The following is a 15,922-nucleotide window of genomic DNA, read 5'->3' as shown; positions in this document are numbered from 1 at the left end:
AGGTGTTCCTTTCGGTGCCAGCCACCGTTACGAGTGCCGTGAGCCGGCTGGTTGGGTTTATTGGCGGGCGGTGCCGAACGGCTGACGCCGCGCCGTGCCGGGGAGTTCCGCGACGTCCATGCCGTCAGGCCCCGCCGGGGGCGAGTCGGTTCGGGCTGCAGGCCGGGATCCGATCCCGGCGGGCACGGTGCGTGCCCGGGGAGCCGAAACCAGTCTGGGTACCACGCCCAAAAGCGCGAGCACGGCGATGAGTTCAACAGCGCCCAGCCCGAAGTAGAGGGTCTGCAGCCACGAGTATTCGGTGAGCACGGCCAGCTCGGCGAAGACCCAGATCACCATGCCGAATCCGGCGATGGTCGACAGGATCAACGCCACCCGCCAGTGTGCGAGCAGTGCGACGGCGCTGGCCAGCTGGGTGCCGCCAACGACGATGCCGAGGATGAGTCCGGGCACGACATAGGAGGAGAACGGGGTGCCGGCGAGATAGCTCAGCGGAACTCCGGCCCCATTGGCGGCGATTCCGAGCACCGCCCCGGCACACGCCGAAACCGCACCGAACACCAGCAGGCCGACCAGCACCCGGAACACAAGTTTCAGCGAAAGCACGTGATTGCATCCGTTCTGGTAGTCGGTTGGCCGGTATTCGATTTGCACGGTGTTCGGTCGGCCGGTGTTCGGTCGCTTCTGCCCCGCTCAGGTTACGACCGCCCAGGACGTGCCAACCAGAGTCTTTCGGCCCCACCACAGGGAATTTGCTCGTCCCGTCGCGCTGGACATCGGGCCAGGCCGCAGGTCCCGCGCAGCGCGTTTACCCGGCGGATGCCCGCTGCCGCAGGTCCCGCGCACTGGCGCAACACCTGCGCAGGGCGACGTCACCCTGCGGATGTGCCCGACAGTATGTCCCGCGCAGTGCCTCAGCTCCCGCGCACTGGCGCAACACCCGCGGAGCGCGACTCAGGCGGGCGGTGCCGGGATGACCACCATGGGCGACTGGATGTTCAGCACGATCGAGTGGCTCACCGAACCGAGCAGCAGCTTGGAGATGCCCCTGAGCCCGTGATCGCCGACCACGAGCAGCGCGGCGCCGCGGGCGGCGTCGAGCAGCGCCGATTGCGGGGCGCCACGCACAAGCGAAGCGCGAATGCCGAGGGCCGGATAGCGTCGGGAGACGGCGAGCAGCGACTCGTCGAGGATTCGCCGATGCGAGGATTCCAGCGTCTGCAGAAACCGGGCGTCGGGTTCGGTCGTGTCACGCCAGACCAGCGGTTCCTGCCAGGCGTGGATCGCGTGCAGCTCCTGGCCGGTGCGGTCGGCTTCGGCTGCGGCGAATTCCACGGCGGCGTTCGCGGCCGTGGACCCGTCGACGCCGACCACGACGCCCGAGTGCTGCTTGTTGTCACGCTCCGGGATGATCGCGATCGGTCCGTTGGCCGAACCGGCCAGCCGGGCCCCCATCGACCATTCGTAGCGCAGGGTCGAGCCGCGACGACGGTGGGTGCCGACGACGACAAGGGTGTCGGTGCCGCTCAGTGCGCGCAGCTCGGTGAGTGGGTCGCCGGAGCGCAGGTCGGCGTGCACGGTGAGGGCCGGATACTGCGCGCTCACCCGGTCGGCGTCGTCCTTGAGTACCTCGCGGGCCCGTTCCGTCGAGGACTCCAAGCTGAAGTAGTCGGCCGACGACACCGTGCGGTCGAGGATGCGCACGAGGGTGAGGTCGCCGTCGTTCGAGCGGGCGAGCGACCAATCGAGGGCTGCCCTGGCGGGTTCCGAACCGTCCCAGGCCACCACCGTCTGGCTGCGGGTGAGTGTGTGCGTCATGAGAAATCCCTTCTCCGGCGGCGGGCCACGAGCGGGAGGTCGTGTGAACGCCACCAATGATTGTTTTTCACGTTAGCCATCGCCGCCGCCCCCGAGTAGGGCCTTAAGTCACCTCCCGCGGTGAGTTAGACCCGACCCGGCCTCAGGCGGTGGTGATCGACCCGGTGATAGTGAACGGATGCTGCGGCCCGGCCGTTGCCCGCTCCCGCAGCAATGCGCCCCACGCTTCGGCTCGGCGAATCTCGCCGGGCACCAGGGCGATGCTCTTGGTCACCAGAAAACTCTCCGACTCGGCCACGACATCGGCTCCGGCCGCGAGCAGGTGCTTGCCGATGCTTTTGGAGGCGTGCCCGGTCAGCAGGATCGGCCCCTCCTGCCGGGTGTCGAACGCTGCCGCGCGGCAGGCCAGCCCACTCAGGGGCGCGAGCCATTCGCGCACGCCGGTGCCAGCGGCATCCGCTTCGAGGTGCAGGGTGTGCTGGGGGGTGACGGCCGCGTCGATCGCGCCCTGACGGGTGCTCGGACGGCTCATGCCGTGCACGTGGGTGGGGCCGCCGACCACGAGCAGGTCGACCTGGGACAGGTCGATGCCCGCAGCCTGGCTGGTGGGCACGAGGATCACCTCGGCCGGGGCCAGGCCGCGCCCGATCGCCTCGGCAACGAGACGGGTACTGCCGTACATCGATTCAAAGACGATCAGGGCGCGCATGAAACCTCCAGAGGGTAGAGCGAACTAACGGGAAATGACGACCTTGAGCGCCTTGGTTTCAGCCGCTCGAGCGAAGGTGTCGTAGGCCTCGACGAACTGGTCGAAGCTGAAGTGGTGCGTGGCGAGCTTCTCGGCCGCCAGCTTTTTACTCGCAACGAGCTTGAGCAGCATCTTCGTGGTGTTGGCGTTGACCAAACCCATGCTGATGTTGATGTTTTGAATCCACAGGTTCTCGAGGTGCAGGTCGACCGGTTTGCCGTGCACTCCCACGTTGGCGACGTTGCCGCCGGGGCGCACGATCTCGGTGGCCATGGTGAAGGTCTGCGGAATGCCGACCGCCTCGATGGCCACGTCGACGCCGGCGCCGTCGGTGAGGGCGAGCACCTGCTCTTTCCAATCGGCGGCACCGGAGACGACCGTGTCGGTGGCGCCGAAGGAGCGGGCCTGCTCGAGGCGGTTCTCATCGAGGTCGATCGCGATGATGCTTGCCGCGCCGTAGAGACCGGCGGTGGCGATGGCGGCCAGTCCCACCGGGCCGGCGCCGATCACGGCGACGACATCGCCGGGCTTGACCCGGCCGTACTGCACGCCGATCTCAAAACCGGTCGGCAGAATGTCGCTGAGCATGACGCCCTGGTCGTCACTGACGCCCTCGGGCAGCTTGTGCAAAGAATTGTCGGCGTAGGGTACGCGCACGAACTCGGCCTGGGTGCCGTCGATGAGGTGGCCGAAGACCCAGCCGATGCCGGAGGCACCCTCGTCGCCGAGGCAGTGCGAGTACAGGCCGGTGCTGCAGTTGCTGCAGTGCCCGCAGCTCTTGATGCAGGAGATGATGACCCGGTCGCCGACGGTGAGGTTGCTCACCGCTGAGCCGACCTCGGTGATCGTGCCGACGCCCTCATGGCCGAGGATGCGCCCGACCGTAACGGCGGGAACGTCGCCCTTGAGAATGTGCAGGTCGGTGCCGCAGATCGTGGTGGTGTCCACGCGCACGATCGCATCGGTCGGGCTCTGCAGCGTCGGGTCGGGAACATCGGTCCAGCTCTTCAGACCTGGACCGCCATAAACAAGTGCCTTCACGAGTATCTCCTTTGAAGTGATTGGGGGCGGGCAGTCGACCCGTCAGAGCTACGCTACGACCCGAATCCGGGTGTGGCTAGGGCCGAAAGTCCCGTGGCGCCGGTGCGGGAAAGGGCAGCTAATCGGGACTTCCGGCCCTATCCGCGAGGCCTGCCGACTGACAGGATGGACATGAGGCGATGGGGCACCAGCTCTGGGCCCGCCCTTTCGAATGCAGAATGAGGTAGAGCAATGAACCGGATGATTGTGGTCGGCGTCGACGAATCGGCTGCCGGCGAGACCGCCCTCGCGTGGGCCATGGCCCGGGCCGAGCACGTCAAGAGCCCGGTGACGCTCATGCACACCGTGTACGAAACCTGGCTGGCCGACGGCTACGGCTACTACGACTCCATTCTCGACGCCGAGAAGAAGCTGCTCGCCGACGCTGGCGCCCGCGCTTCGGCCCTCGCGCCCACGGTCGTCACCCACACCGAGCTGCGCACCGGCAGTGCACCGCGCGTTCTCAGCGAACTGTCGAAGGACGCCGACCTCGTTGTCGTCGGCACCGATCGCAAGGGCCGGGTCGAGGGCGAACTGTTCGGCAGCGTCAGCCTGCAGATCGCCGCGCTGGCGACCTCCCCGGTCGCCGTCATTCCGTCGCTGCCCGAGACCGAGCGATCCGGCGTCTACGTGGGCGTCGACGGCTCGGCCGACTCGGTGACCGCCGTGGCCTTCGCTGCGGCCGAAGCCGACCGCACCGGCCAGGAACTGTTCGCCCTCTATGCGGTGCACCTGCCGAATCGTCGTGTGCTGCGCAGCATTCCGGCCGAGGCCGTGACCGAGCGCATGGAAGAAGAACGCGTCGTGCTCGCCGAATCGGTGGCGGGACTCAGCGCCCGCTACCCCGACCTCGTGGTACACCAGATTCTCGAGACCGACGAGTCGCCGGCCCGGGCGCTCGTGGCCGCCGCCCGGCACGCGCAACTGCTCGTGGTGGGCAGCCGCGGTCGCGGATCTCTGCAACGTCTGTTGATGGGGTCGGTCAGCCACGAGGTGCTGCTGCACATCACCTGCCCGACAATTGTCACCAGAACAACCCACAAGTAGGGTTTACACCCGTCAAAGCGTGCGAAGGTTAGACCCTAAGTCGTACTTGATGGGTGGGGACGAGAACAATGACGGATCAGACTGCCGCCGAGCTTGCCCTCACCCAGGAACGAATGCGCGGCCTGCTCGATGCCGTCGTGTCGGTGGCCGAAGACCTCAGCCTCGAAGCGGTCCTGGAACGTGTCGTCACCGCGGCCTGCCAGCTCGTGCAGGCCCGGTTCGGTGCCCTCGGCGTGATCGGTGCCGGCCAGGCACTCAGCCACTTCGTCACCGTGGGCTTCGACGATGAGACGGTGAGCAAGATCGGCGCGCTGCCGGTCGGTCACGGTGTGCTCGGCCTGCTCATTCGAGAACCGCGCCCCATTCGCCTGCACGACCTGCACGATCACCCCGACTCCTTCGGTTTTCCCGCCCACCACCCGCCGATGAAGTCGTTCCTCGGGGTGCCGGTGCGGGTACGCGACACGGTGTTCGGCAACCTCTATCTCACCGAGAAAGAGGGCGGCGGCGACTTCACCGACGAAGATCAGGAACTCGCCGTCGCGCTCGCCGCTGCCGCCGGCGTCACGATCGAAAACGCTCGGCTCTACGACGAAGCCCGCGGCCGTTCCCGCTGGCTCGAAGCGGTCGCCGAAATGGGCCGCGACCTGCTGCGACCGGTCGACGGCGATGAAGACAACGGCCTCGACCTCGTGGCCGAACGGGTGCTCGCGGCGTCCGGCGCCGACCTGGCCGTGATCGGGTTTCCCACCGGCGACAGCCTGTTCTGTGCGGCTGCGGCCGGCGCGCCTGCATCCGAAGCGTCGGCATCCGCTTTGATCGGTACGACCGTACTGCTCCACGCCGACGTTCTGCACGACGTGCGCGCGACCGGCCGGTCCGTCATGCTCGCCGGTCCGCCGCTGCACCCGGCACCGACGCTGGCAGCGGATGCCGCGCCCGGCCCCGCCGCGCACTGGTCGCTCCTGGGTTCCACCCTCGTGGCCGCGCTCGGGCCGGCCGGGGACGGGCAGGGCGTGATTTTGCTGTCTCGGGCGCCGGCATCCGCTGGTTACAGCCTGACCGATTTGGAGATGAGCGCGGTTTTCGGCACCCAGGTGTCGCTCGCGCTCGAACTGGCGTCCGTGCATCGCATGCGCGAGGAGCAGGCCGTGCTCGGCGACCGCGACCGCATTGCCCGCGACCTGCACGACCTGGTCATTCAGCGTCTGTTCGCTGCCGGGCTGAGCATGCAGAGCCTGCGCCGGTTCACCAGTGATCCGATCGCCCTCGACCGGATCAACGCCGTGACCAACGAGCTCGACGACACCATTCGGGAACTGCGCGACACGATCTATTCGCTGCGCGGAATGGCGCAGGACGCCGGCACGCTCAGCAGTCGCATCCTGGCCGTCATTAAAGAGGGAGCGGCGAGTCTCACCTATGCGCCCCGCATCCGCTTATCGGGGCCGATCGACGCGCCGCTCGCCGATGAGCTGGGCAGCAGCCTGCTCGCGGTCATCTCGGAGGGGCTCAGCAATGCTGCGCGGCATTCCCGGGCAAGTTCGATCGAGATCGCGGTCGACGCCGACGCCGACCGCATCAAGGTCGTCATCGCCGACAATGGTTGCGGCTTCGGTAAGCCCACCCGGCGCAGCGGCCTCGACAACCTCAAGGAGCGCGCGGCGCTGCTCGGCGGCAAGTTCTCGGTGCGCAGCGTCGTGGGCGAGGGAACTCGGCTGCGCTGGTCGGTACCGGTGCCGGAGGTTACCGTGGGTGTTCGTCTCCACGTTTCGCAACGTACACGGCGGCCTGGGTTCGGCGCTGAAAGTCCAGCTTCGCCAGCATCGACGACACGTAGTTCTTGACCGTCTTCTCGGCCAGGAACATGCTCTGACCGATTTCACGGTTGGTCAGGCCCTCGCCGATCAGGTCGAGCACCTTGCGCTCCTGCGCGGTGAGTGACGCGAGGCGGGCGTCTTGCGGGTCGGCCAGCCCGGCAATGATGTCTGCCTTGAGCATCGGGTCGAACAGCGAATCGCCGGCCGCCGCACGCCGAATCTTGCCGAGCAGGTCGGTGCTGCGAATCTCCTTCAGCACGTACCCGGCCGCCCCGGCGAGGACCGCTCCGCGCAGGGCCTGTTCGTCGTCGTAACTCGTGAGGATCAGGCAATGCACCGAGGGATCGGCCGAACGCACGTCGCGGCAGACCTCGATGCCGGTGCCGTCGGGCAGGCGGGCGTCAAGAATGGCCACATCGGGGCGCAACTGCAGAATCAGCGGTGTCGCCTCGGCCGCCAGGCCGCTGTCGGCGACCACGTCGAAACCCTCACCCTCGAGCAGCTCGCGCAGGCCGCGGCGCACCAGTTCGTGGTCGTCGAGGATGAAGACTCGAATGCGGTCGGGCGTGCGCGCTGGGGTGATCATGGGGGTCCTTCCCGGCCGGGTGCGGTGCAGGCGGGCGGTTTTCGGTGGTAAGTCTGTCCAGTCTGACGCGCGTGCTCACCCGGCGACTAGGGCCAAAGGTCCTTAAGAGCGCACCAGTCGGGCGATGGCAGCGGATGCCTCCTGCAGCTTGGCCTCGGCTTCGGCGCCGCCGGCCACGGCCGCGTGCAGCACGCAGTGATTCAGGTGGTCGTCGAGCAGGCCGAGCGCGACCGATTCAAGCGCACTCGTCATGGCCGAGATCTGGGTGAGGATGTCGATGCAGTACTTGTCGTCGGTGACCATGCCCTGCAGGCCGCGAGCCTGACCCTCGATGCGGCGCAGGCGCTTGAGGTAGGCGTCCTTGTTCGAGATGTAGCCGTGCGGGCCGTCGTGGGTCTCTGACTCGGTCATGACATCACTGTACCCCCTCGGGGTATAATTGCGGAAATGGTACCCCCAAGGGGTATGCTGAAAGGACAGCCCCTTCGGGGGGAGAAGACCTTTGCGGGTAGAAGAGTAAGGCACGACCATGAGCACCACGACCGCCTACGGCGTTGACGGAATGACCTGCAGCCACTGCATAGCGAGTGTGACCGAAGAGATATCAGCCCTTGCGGGCGCCGAATCCGTCACCGTCAACCTGGTCACGGGCGGCACCTCCCAGGTCAGCGTCACGAGCGCGTCAAAGCTCGACCCCGCCCTGGTCGCAGCGGCCGTCGAAGAGGCGGGCTACCGGCTGGTAGCCCTCTGATGTCGGCCGGTCAACAGGTTGACCTGCTCGTCGGGGGCATGACCTGCACCTCGTGCGCCGCGCGGATCGAGAAGAAGCTCAACCGCATGCCGGGGGTCGCCGCCACCGTCAACTACGCCACCGAGAAGGCGAGCGTTTTCGTGCCGGCCGGTACAAGCGTCGACGACGCCATCAAGACCATTGAAGCCACCGGCTACACGGCGGCGTTGCCGGCTCCGGTGGTCGTGGAAGACGCCGGCTCGCTCGAGGTCGCTGCCCTGCGCCAGCGCCTTCTGATCTCGGCCGCGCTGGCCCTGCCGGTTGCTGTTTTGTCGATGATTCCCGTGTTGCAGTTCGCGAACTGGCAGTGGCTGGCCCTGACCCTCGCGGCGCCGGTCGCCATCTGGGGCGCCTGGCCGTTCCACCGCGCCGCCTGGGTGAATGCCCGGCACGGTGCTGCGACGATGGACACCCTGGTCAGCGTCGGTGTGCTCGCCGCCCTCGGCTGGTCGCTCTACGCGCTGTTCTTCGGCATGGCCGGCCTGGCGGGCATGACCATGAGTTTCACGATGATCGGTGGTGGCGGCGCCGACGAGATCTACCTGGAGGTGGCATCCGCTGTCACCGTGTTCATTCTGGCCGGTCGTTACGCCGAGGCGCGGGCCAAGCGCAACTCCGGCGCGGCCCTGCAGGCGCTGCTCCAGCTCGGTGCCAAGGAGACCACGCTGCTGCGGGACGGTGTCGAGAGTCGCATCAGCACCGCGCTGCTCGTGGTCGGCGACCAGTTCGTCGTGCGACCGGGGGAGAAGGTCGCGACCGACGGAGTCATCGTTGACGGTTCGAGCGCGATCGATGCGAGCCTGCTCACCGGCGAGTCCGTGCCGATCGAGGTGGGGCCAGGCGACAACGTTGTGGGCGCCACGCTAAACTCCGGCGGGCGGCTCGTGGTGCAGGCGGTGCGCGTTGGCGCTGATACCGAGCTGGCCCAGATCGGCCGGCTGGTGGAGCAGGCGCAGACCGGCAAGGCCGAGGTGCAGCGGCTGGCCGACCGGGTTTCGGGCATCTTCGTGCCGATCGTGATTCTTCTCGCCCTGGCCACGCTGGCCGGCTGGCTGCTGGTCGGCGCCGGGGCTTCCGTCGCGTTCACGGCGGCCGTCGCGACGCTGATCATCGCCTGCCCGTGCGCGCTCGGGCTGGCCACGCCGACCGCGCTGCTCGTGGGGACCGGGCGCGGCGCGCAGTTGGGCATCCTGATCAAGGGGCCGCAGGTTCTGGAATCCACGAGGCGCGTCGACACGATCGTTCTTGACAAGACCGGAACGATCACCACCGGGCGCATGACGCTCTCCACCGTTGTGCCGTACGAGTGCGGTTCTGCTGATGAGCTGCTGGGGCTGGCTGGGGCGGCGGAGAGCGGGTCGGAGCATCCGATTGCGCGGGCCATCACCGCTGGCGCGGTGGCGAAGCTGGGCGCGGTGGCCGCCTCGTCCTCGTTTGCGTCGGAGCAGGGGCTCGGCGTGCAGGCCGTGGTCGAGGGCCGGCAGGTTCTGGTCGGGCGGCCCGCGTGGTTGATTGATCGGTGGCAGATTGTCGTGCCGGTCGAGATGCAGGCGGTGATGGGCACCGCAGAGGGACTGGGCAAGACGGCCGTCATGGTGGCCTGGGAGGGCCAGGTGCGGGGTGTGCTCACCGTCGCCGACACGCTCAAACCCACGAGCGCTGCGGCGGTGGCCCGGTTTCGAGCGCTGGGACTCACTCCGATGCTCGTGACCGGTGACAATGCGGCCGCCGCGCAGACTGTCGCCGATGCCTGCGGCATCACCGATGTGACCGCCGGGGTGCTGCCCGCCGACAAGGCGCGGGTGATTGCTGACCTGCAGGCGCAGGGGCACGTGGTGGCGATGGTCGGTGACGGGGTGAACGACGCCGTGGCCTTGGCGACCGCTGACCTCGGTATTGCCATGGGGTCGGGCACTGATGTGGCCATCGAGGCGAGCGATCTCACGCTCATGCGCAGCGATCTGCTGGCCGCAGCGGACGCCATCCGCTTGGCCCGCCGCACCCTCACGACGATCAAGGCCAACCTGTTCTGGGCTTTCGCCTACAACGTCGCGGCGATTCCGCTCGCGATGGCCGGGCTGCTGAACCCGCTCATCGCCGGGGCGGCGATGGCCCTGTCGTCGGTGTTCGTGGTGACCAACAGTCTGCGTCTGCGCGGTTTTCGGGCCCTGCCAGCCTGACCATTTCTTTCCGGGCCCGGTATGTGCGTGTTCTCCTTCTGGACGGGGCCCGGGCCCCGTCCACGGGCCCAGTTTATAGACTGGGCCCCGGTCTCTAAGGTGGGCCCGGGTGAGCGGATGCCGCCCCGCAGGCCTTGTGCGCGTATACCCCTTGGGGTATCCTGAAGTCGGAGGCAAACGTGAAAATCATTATCGTAGGCGGAGTTGCGGGCGGAATGTCGGCGGCAACGAGGTTGCGCCGGCTCGACGAGACGGCCGAGATCATCGTATTCGAGCGCGGCCATTACGTGTCGTTCGCGAACTGCGGGCTGCCCTATTTCGTCGGCGGAATCATCCGCAATCGCGGAGACCTGCTGCTGCAGACCCCCCAATCGCTCAACGCACGTTTCGCCCTCGACGTGCGCGTCGACACCGAGGTCGTGCAGATCGACCGCGCAGCCCAGACCGTCACCGTGCGCAGTATGCTCACCGGCGACGAGAGCGTCGAACACTATGACCGCCTCGTGCTCGCAGCCGGAGCGTCGGCCAGGGCCGGCGCTGCGGGCGGCGCTGCGATTCCCACGCACACGCTGCGCACGGTCGATGACGTGGACCACATCACGGCGGTACTCGCGGAGACGAGCGCGGCATCCGCTGTGGTGATCGGTGGCGGATTCATCGGCCTCGAAGCCGTGGAAAACCTCGTGCACCGCGGTGTGCGCGTGACCCTCGTGCAGCGCGGGTCGCAGATCTTTACCCCGCTCGACCCCGAAATGGCCGCGCCCGTGCTCGACCGCGTGCGCGAGCGCGGCGTCGACGTGCGGCTGAACACGACCGTGACCGGGCAGTGGGGGCAGACCGTGTCGCTCAGCGACGGCACAACCGTGCCGGCCGACCTTGTGATCGACGCGAGCGGCGTGCGCCCCGACGTGAACCTCGCCGAGCAGGCCGGCCTGCGCATCGGCGAGAGCGGCGGCGTCTGGGTCGATGGCACCCAGGCCACGAGCGATCCGCTCATCTTCGCCGTCGGCGACGGGGTCGAGAAAACGGATGCCGTCGACGGCTCCGGCACGCTCGTCACCATGGCCGGCCTCGCGAACCGCCACGGCCGCTCCGTGGCCGACAGCATTGCCGGCACGCCCGAGCAGGCCGCCCCGGCGCTCGGCACCGGAATCCTCGGGATCTTCGGCCTCACCGTGGCCCTGGTCGGCTGGAACGAGAAACGCCTCGTCGCCGCCGGGCGCGCGCACCGCATCGCGCACACCCACCCCGCCAACCACGCCGGCTACTTTCCCGGCGCGGAGGGCATGTCGATCAAACTGCTCATCGACGCCGAGTCCGATGCCATTCTGGGCGCGCAGATCGTGGGCGGCTCCGGAGTGGACAAGCGCATCGACGTGCTGGCGGTCGCGATGGCTGCCGGGCTGGGGGCATCCGCTTTGACGCGTCTGGAACTCGCCTACGCGCCGCAGTACGCCTCGGCGAAAGACCCGATCAACCAGCTTGGCTATGTGGCTTCGAACCTCGCGCAGGGCACGAGTGTGAACCTGCAATGGCATGAACTCGACGCGGCACGTACGGCGGGCGCTGTGCTCATCGACGTGCGCTCGTCCGGAGAATTCGCGGCGGGCAGCATTCCCGGTGCGCTCAACGTGTCGCTCGACGAGCTGCGCGATCGGCTCGGCGACCTGCCCCGGGTGCCGCTGATCGTGCACTGCCAGGTGGGCCAGCGCGGCCACACCGCCGCACGCATTCTGGCCCAGAACGGCTTCGATGTGCAAAACCTTGACGGCGGCTACCGCACCTGGCTCGCCGGAACGTCTAGCCTTGTTGTTTCCCCCATTGCTGAAAGGGTCCTCGTATGAAAGAGATCACCGTCACCGAGCTTTCCGCGCTCGCCGAACCCGTCGTCATCGACGTGCGCGAACCGTGGGAGTACGAAGCCGCCCACGTGCCCGGAGTCGTGCACATCCCCATGGGCGAGGTCGTCGCGAGAATCGGCGAGATTCCAGCGGATGTGCCGGTGCACGTCATCTGCGCCGCCGGCGGTCGCAGCGCGCAGGTGACCGAGTATCTCGCCGCACACGGCCATGACGCCGTGAACATCGCCGGCGGCACCGGGGCCTGGCAGCAGGCCGGGCTTCCGACCGAGCAAGGGGCCTGAGATGGCAACCGAAGTGTCGCCGACAACGGACGTCGCCACGGACACCCGGGCCGCCGAGCAGAAGAAAATCCTGAACCGGCTGCGCCGGGCGCAGGGGCAGCTGACCGCCGTGATCGCCGCGGTTGAGGGCGGCGGCAACTGCCGCGATGTCGTCACCCAGCTGGCCGCGGTGTCGAGCGCGCTCGACAAGGCCGGCTTCGTCATCGTGTCCACCGCCATGCGCGACTGCATCGCGAATCCCGACAGCGAGCACTCGCTCACGGTGCCCGAGCTTGAGAAGTTGTTCCTGACGCTCGCGTAGCGCGGCCGGGCCGGCAGGGGCCGCCGGGGCGGGGCATCCGCTTGCCGGGCCCACCTTATGGCCCGGGGCCCAGTTTATAAACTGGGCCTGTGGACGGGGCCCGGGCCCCGTCCACAGCAGTGGGGGTCAGGCGGAGGGCGCTCCGAGGCCGGCGAGCAGCTCGATGACGTTCGCCCGGATCTGGTCGCGGATGCGCCGCACCTCGTCGATCGGCTGACCGGCCGGGTCCACGAGTTCCCAGTCCACGTAGCGTTTGCCGGGATAGATCGGGCAGGCATCGCCACAGCCCATGGTGATCACGACATCCGCGGCCTGCACGACGTCATCGGTCAGTGGCTTCGGGAATGACTCGTCGAGCGACAGTCCGAGCTCGGTCATGACCGCGACCATCGTGGGGTCAAGCGCCGACGACGGCATAGACCCGGCCGAGCGCACGTGCACGGCTCCACCCGACAGAGCGTTGGTGAAGACCGCGGCCATCTGCGAACGACCGGCATTCTGCTCACAAACGAACAGTACCTCGGGCACCGCCTGCGTGATGGCGCCCTTGGCCTGGGCGAGCGCGGTGAGGCGTTCGAGCGCAAACCGCGCGGTGCGGGTCGTGAGGTGCGCCTTGACGCTCGACGTGCGCAGCAGCCCAATATAGGACTCGAGCACGTAGCGTTCCACGGTTTCGGCGGCGAAGATGCCGTGAAAGCGTTCCGCGAGGTCCCCGGCGAGGCGTCGCAGTGACTCTTCGGGGTAGCTCAGGCCGGGAAGCATCAGGCCGGCAGAATCTCGGCGAGGAGCGCTTCGATGCGCGACTTGATCTCGTCGCGAATGGGGCGCACGCTTTCGATGCCCTGACCGGCCGGGTCGTCGAGCTTCCAGTCCTCGTAGCGCTTGCCCGGAAAGATGGGGCAGGCGTCGCCGCAGCCCATGGTGATCACGACGTCGGACTGTTTGACCGCCTCGGTCGTGAGGATCTTCGGCACGTTGCCGGCGATGTCGATGCCCTCTTCAGCCATCGCAGCGATCGCGACCGGGTTGATCTGGTCTTTCGGTTCGGAGCCGGCCGAGAGTACCTCGACCCGACCCTGCGACAGGGCGGTCAGAAAGCCGGCGGCCATCTGCGAGCGTCCGGCGTTGTGCACGCAGACGAACAGTACGGAGGGTTTCATGTCGAGCTTCTTTCTTTAGACGAGAGCGGATGCGGCGGCGGGCGTCGGCGCGTCGGCCGGCGGCATCCGCTCGGGGAACAGGCGGGGCTTCAGCCAGAGCGCGACGTAGACGAGCGCGATCAGGGCGGGAACCTCGATGAGCGGCCCGACGATGCCGGCCAGAGCCTGGCCGCTGAGCGCGCCGAAGGTGCCGATCGCGACGGCGATGGCGAGCTCGAAGTTGTTGCCGGCTGCGGTGAAGGCGAGCGTCGTGGTGCGCTCGTAGGTCATGCGCAGCAGGCGCCCGGTGACAAAGCCGACCAGGAACATGACCGCGAAGTAGACCAGCATCGGCAGCGCGATGCGGGCGACGTCACCGGGGTGGTCAATGACCTGCTGCCCCTGCAGGGCGAAGAGCATCACGATCGTGAACAGCAGACCCCAGAGCGCGAACGGGCCGACTCGGGGCAGAAAACGCGCCTCGTACCACTCCCGGCCGCGCTGAGCCTCGCCGATGCGCCGCGACAGGTAGCCGGCCAGCAGCGGAATACCCAGGAACACCAGAACGCTCGCGGTGATCGCCCAGATCGAGAACTCGGCGCTCGTGGTGGGCAGGCCGAGCCAGGCCGGCAGCACCTGCAGGTAGAACCAGCCGAGGGCGCCGAACGCCACGACCTGGAACACCGAGTTCACGGCCACGAGAAAGGCGGCGGCTTCGCGGTCGCCGCAGGCCAGGTCGTTCCAGATCAGCACCATGGCAATGCACCGGGCGAGGCCGACGATGATGAGGCCGGTGCGGTATTCCGGCAGGTCGGGCAGAAAGATCCAGGCCAGGGTGAACATAAGTGCCGGTCCCACCAGCCAGTTCAGCAGCAGGGAGGAGACCAGCAGGCGCTTGTCGGAGGCGACGGCGCGGGCATCCGTGTAGCGAACCTTGGCGAGCACCGGATACATCATGACGAGCAGCCCGATGGCGATCGGTACGCTGATCGACCCGATCGTCCACAAGTGCAGCAGGTCGCCGACGGCCGGCACGAACACGGCGAGCAGCAGGCCGAGGCCCATGGCGGCGAGGATCCAGACCGGCAACAGTCGATCCAGCGCGCCGAGACGGGTGGGGGCGGGTGCCGTAATGCTCACGAATCTCCAAAGTTTTGTAACAGCGAGTCGCGGTAACATTGATCGGTGTCGATGCCTACGGTAGATCATTGCATCGACCAATGTCAATCTAAGGAGAGTGTGTTCACGTGACGTTTACCCAGCTGCCGCTGACCGACATTACAGCGGATGCTTGCTCCTCACCGCTGGCCCGAGCGGCCATTGCCCCGGAGAGCGCCGACACCCTCGCCCGCTCACTCAAAGCCCTCGCCGACCCGGCCCGGTTGCGCATCATCTCGATCGTCTCCGCCCACGCCGATCAGGAAGCCTGCGTCTGCGACCTGACCGATCAGCTCACCCTGAGTCAGCCGACCATCTCACACCACCTCAAGGTGCTCGTCGACTCCGGGTTTCTGACCCGCGCCAAACGCGGCACCTGGTCGTATTACAGCCTCGTGCCCGGCTCCCTGAGCTCCGTCGCCGGGGTGCTCGCGGGAGTGTGACCCGGGCGACACTCGCGCGGCGGCACTAGCCGTGGGCCAGGAAAGCGGCCAAGCTAATACCGCAGCCGTGAGGCGGAAAGGAGCTCCTCGTGAGCACCTACGTGATCGTCGGAGTGAAGCTGGGCCAGCCCGACGCGGTCGTCGTGGAGGCGGCCGCCTTCGCGGATCGGTTTCACGCCGAATTGGTCTGCGCCACGGTGGAGCCGGGCCGCTACGTCGTCGACGAGTTCGCTGACGGCAGCATCCTGTCGCTGCCGGTCGATCCCGACCTGCTCGACCTCGATGATGAGGGCTTTCCGGTTTCCCTGCGCGCTCACCTGACGACCCTGCTCGTGGGGCGCACCCTGGCCTGGTCCACCCGCGCCGTGGCCGGAGATCCGGCTCGGGCCCTTGCCCACCTCGCCGACACGCTCGATGCTGCCATGATCGTGGTCGGCACCCGCGAGCGGGGTGTGAGGGCCACCGTGCAGCAATTCCTTGGCGGTTCCGTTGCGGTGCACCTCGCGCACCGGCAGCATCGGCCGGTCGTGGTCATTCCGCTGGCCCCGGTGGCCTTCCGTGATGAACTGCCCTGGGAGTCGACGGAATAGGGCGGTGTATTCTGGCCACGGCGATGGATCCCGCCGGAGCATCCGCTTCGTCCCTACTGGTGATTCCGCGGGTAGGTGA

General features: G+C 67.7%; 18 protein-coding genes. 9 read left to right on the top strand and 9 right to left on the bottom strand.

Going from position 1 to position 15,922, the window contains the following annotated elements; translation table 11 throughout:
* Window positions 1-57 precede the first annotated feature (57 nt).
* The 4 genes from E3O25_RS15080 to E3O25_RS15065 all read right to left on the bottom strand — a co-directional run bounded on the left by E3O25_RS15080 (window position 58) and on the right by E3O25_RS15065 (window position 3,607).
* A complete protein-coding gene (locus tag E3O25_RS15080; protein ID WP_134361550.1) occupies window positions 58-606 on the bottom strand; it encodes a hypothetical protein in 549 nt (182 codons plus the stop codon).
* A gap of 348 nt (window positions 607-954) precedes the next feature.
* A complete protein-coding gene (locus E3O25_RS15075; RefSeq protein WP_092106217.1) occupies window positions 955-1,818 on the bottom strand; it encodes a universal stress protein in 864 nt (287 codons plus the stop codon).
* A gap of 142 nt (window positions 1,819-1,960) precedes the next feature.
* Window positions 1,961-2,527 carry a flavodoxin domain-containing protein gene (locus E3O25_RS15070; RefSeq protein WP_134361549.1) on the bottom strand — a complete coding sequence of 189 codons (567 nt, stop codon included), beginning with the start codon at window positions 2,525-2,527 and terminating at the stop codon, window positions 1,961-1,963.
* A gap of 24 nt (window positions 2,528-2,551) precedes the next feature.
* Window positions 2,552-3,607 (bottom strand): zinc-dependent alcohol dehydrogenase family protein, encoded by a 1,056-nt coding sequence (locus E3O25_RS15065; RefSeq protein WP_092106212.1) that lies wholly within the window; start codon window positions 3,605-3,607, stop codon window positions 2,552-2,554.
* A gap of 231 nt (window positions 3,608-3,838) precedes the next feature.
* Between E3O25_RS15065 and E3O25_RS15060 the strand changes: the two genes are divergently transcribed.
* Together E3O25_RS15060 and E3O25_RS15055 are read left to right on the top strand one after the other, a co-directional pair.
* The gene (locus tag E3O25_RS15060) at window positions 3,839-4,693 is read left to right on the top strand and encodes a universal stress protein (RefSeq protein WP_092106210.1); all 855 of its coding nucleotides are present in this window, start codon (window positions 3,839-3,841) and stop codon (window positions 4,691-4,693) included.
* Window positions 4,694-4,761: 68 nt separating this feature from the next.
* Window positions 4,762-6,540, top strand: coding sequence for a GAF domain-containing sensor histidine kinase (locus E3O25_RS15055; protein WP_134361548.1), 1,779 nt, complete (start codon window positions 4,762-4,764; stop codon window positions 6,538-6,540).
* Here the strand turns inward: E3O25_RS15055 and E3O25_RS15050 are convergent.
* Window positions 6,440-7,099, bottom strand: a complete 660-nt coding sequence (locus tag E3O25_RS15050) for a response regulator transcription factor (RefSeq protein ID WP_092106207.1) — start codon at window positions 7,097-7,099, stop codon at window positions 6,440-6,442. The two genes, E3O25_RS15055 and E3O25_RS15050, sit on opposite strands and share 101 nt — an antisense overlap.
* 102 nt (window positions 7,100-7,201) lie before the next feature.
* On the bottom strand, window positions 7,202-7,510 hold the full coding sequence (locus E3O25_RS15045) for a metal-sensitive transcriptional regulator (protein WP_134361547.1): 309 nt from the start codon (window positions 7,508-7,510) through the stop codon (window positions 7,202-7,204).
* Between the two features lie 118 nt (window positions 7,511-7,628).
* On the opposite strand from E3O25_RS15045, the gene E3O25_RS15040 reads away from it, so the two are divergent.
* The 5 genes from E3O25_RS15040 to E3O25_RS15020 all read left to right on the top strand — a co-directional run bounded on the left by E3O25_RS15040 (window position 7,629) and on the right by E3O25_RS15020 (window position 12,513).
* Window positions 7,629-7,850, top strand: a complete 222-nt coding sequence (locus E3O25_RS15040) for a heavy-metal-associated domain-containing protein (RefSeq protein WP_092106203.1) — start codon at window positions 7,629-7,631, stop codon at window positions 7,848-7,850.
* Window positions 7,850-10,069, top strand: a complete 2,220-nt coding sequence (locus E3O25_RS15035; protein ID WP_134361546.1) for a cation-translocating P-type ATPase — start codon at window positions 7,850-7,852, stop codon at window positions 10,067-10,069. Before E3O25_RS15040 ends, E3O25_RS15035 begins: the two co-directional genes overlap by 1 nt.
* A gap of 179 nt (window positions 10,070-10,248) precedes the next feature.
* On the top strand, window positions 10,249-11,913 hold the full coding sequence (locus E3O25_RS15030) for an FAD-dependent oxidoreductase (RefSeq protein ID WP_134361545.1): 1,665 nt from the start codon (window positions 10,249-10,251) through the stop codon (window positions 11,911-11,913).
* The gene (locus E3O25_RS15025; protein ID WP_092106197.1) at window positions 11,910-12,212 is read left to right on the top strand and encodes a rhodanese-like domain-containing protein; all 303 of its coding nucleotides are present in this window, start codon (window positions 11,910-11,912) and stop codon (window positions 12,210-12,212) included. Before E3O25_RS15030 ends, E3O25_RS15025 begins: the two co-directional genes overlap by 4 nt.
* A gap of 1 nt (window position 12,213) precedes the next feature.
* Window positions 12,214-12,513 (top strand): metal-sensitive transcriptional regulator, encoded by a 300-nt coding sequence (locus E3O25_RS15020; protein ID WP_134361544.1) that lies wholly within the window; start codon window positions 12,214-12,216, stop codon window positions 12,511-12,513.
* Window positions 12,514-12,639: 126 nt separating this feature from the next.
* Here E3O25_RS15020 and E3O25_RS15015 read toward each other — a convergent pair whose 3' ends face one another.
* From E3O25_RS15015 to arsB, 3 genes are read right to left on the bottom strand one after another with little or no spacing between them, the layout of a single operon-like run.
* The gene (locus tag E3O25_RS15015; RefSeq protein WP_092106193.1) at window positions 12,640-13,275 is read right to left on the bottom strand and encodes an arsenate reductase ArsC; all 636 of its coding nucleotides are present in this window, start codon (window positions 13,273-13,275) and stop codon (window positions 12,640-12,642) included.
* Complete coding sequence (locus E3O25_RS15010) at window positions 13,275-13,673, bottom strand: arsenate reductase ArsC (RefSeq protein WP_134361543.1); 399 nt, start codon at window positions 13,671-13,673, stop codon at window positions 13,275-13,277. The genes E3O25_RS15015 and E3O25_RS15010 overlap by 1 nt, the downstream gene beginning before the upstream one ends.
* Before the next feature lie 15 nt (window positions 13,674-13,688).
* Window positions 13,689-14,831, bottom strand: coding sequence for an ACR3 family arsenite efflux transporter (gene arsB, locus E3O25_RS15005; protein WP_134361542.1), 1,143 nt, complete (start codon window positions 14,829-14,831; stop codon window positions 13,689-13,691).
* 68 nt (window positions 14,832-14,899) lie between these two features.
* On the opposite strand from arsB, the gene E3O25_RS15000 reads away from it, so the two are divergent.
* On the top strand, window positions 14,900-15,253 hold the full coding sequence (locus E3O25_RS15000; protein WP_092106187.1) for a helix-turn-helix transcriptional regulator: 354 nt from the start codon (window positions 14,900-14,902) through the stop codon (window positions 15,251-15,253).
* A gap of 89 nt (window positions 15,254-15,342) precedes the next feature.
* Window positions 15,343-15,843, top strand: a complete 501-nt coding sequence (locus E3O25_RS14995) for a universal stress protein (RefSeq protein WP_092106185.1) — start codon at window positions 15,343-15,345, stop codon at window positions 15,841-15,843.
* The last annotated feature ends 79 nt before the right edge of the window (window positions 15,844-15,922 follow it).

This window comes from Cryobacterium sp. TMT1-3 (genome assembly GCF_004402315.1).
Lineage (GTDB): Bacteria > Actinomycetota > Actinomycetes > Actinomycetales > Microbacteriaceae > Cryobacterium > Cryobacterium luteum.
The sequence above is the reverse complement of the archived record's forward strand: the minus strand, read 5'-3'. Positions and strand labels throughout refer to the sequence as shown.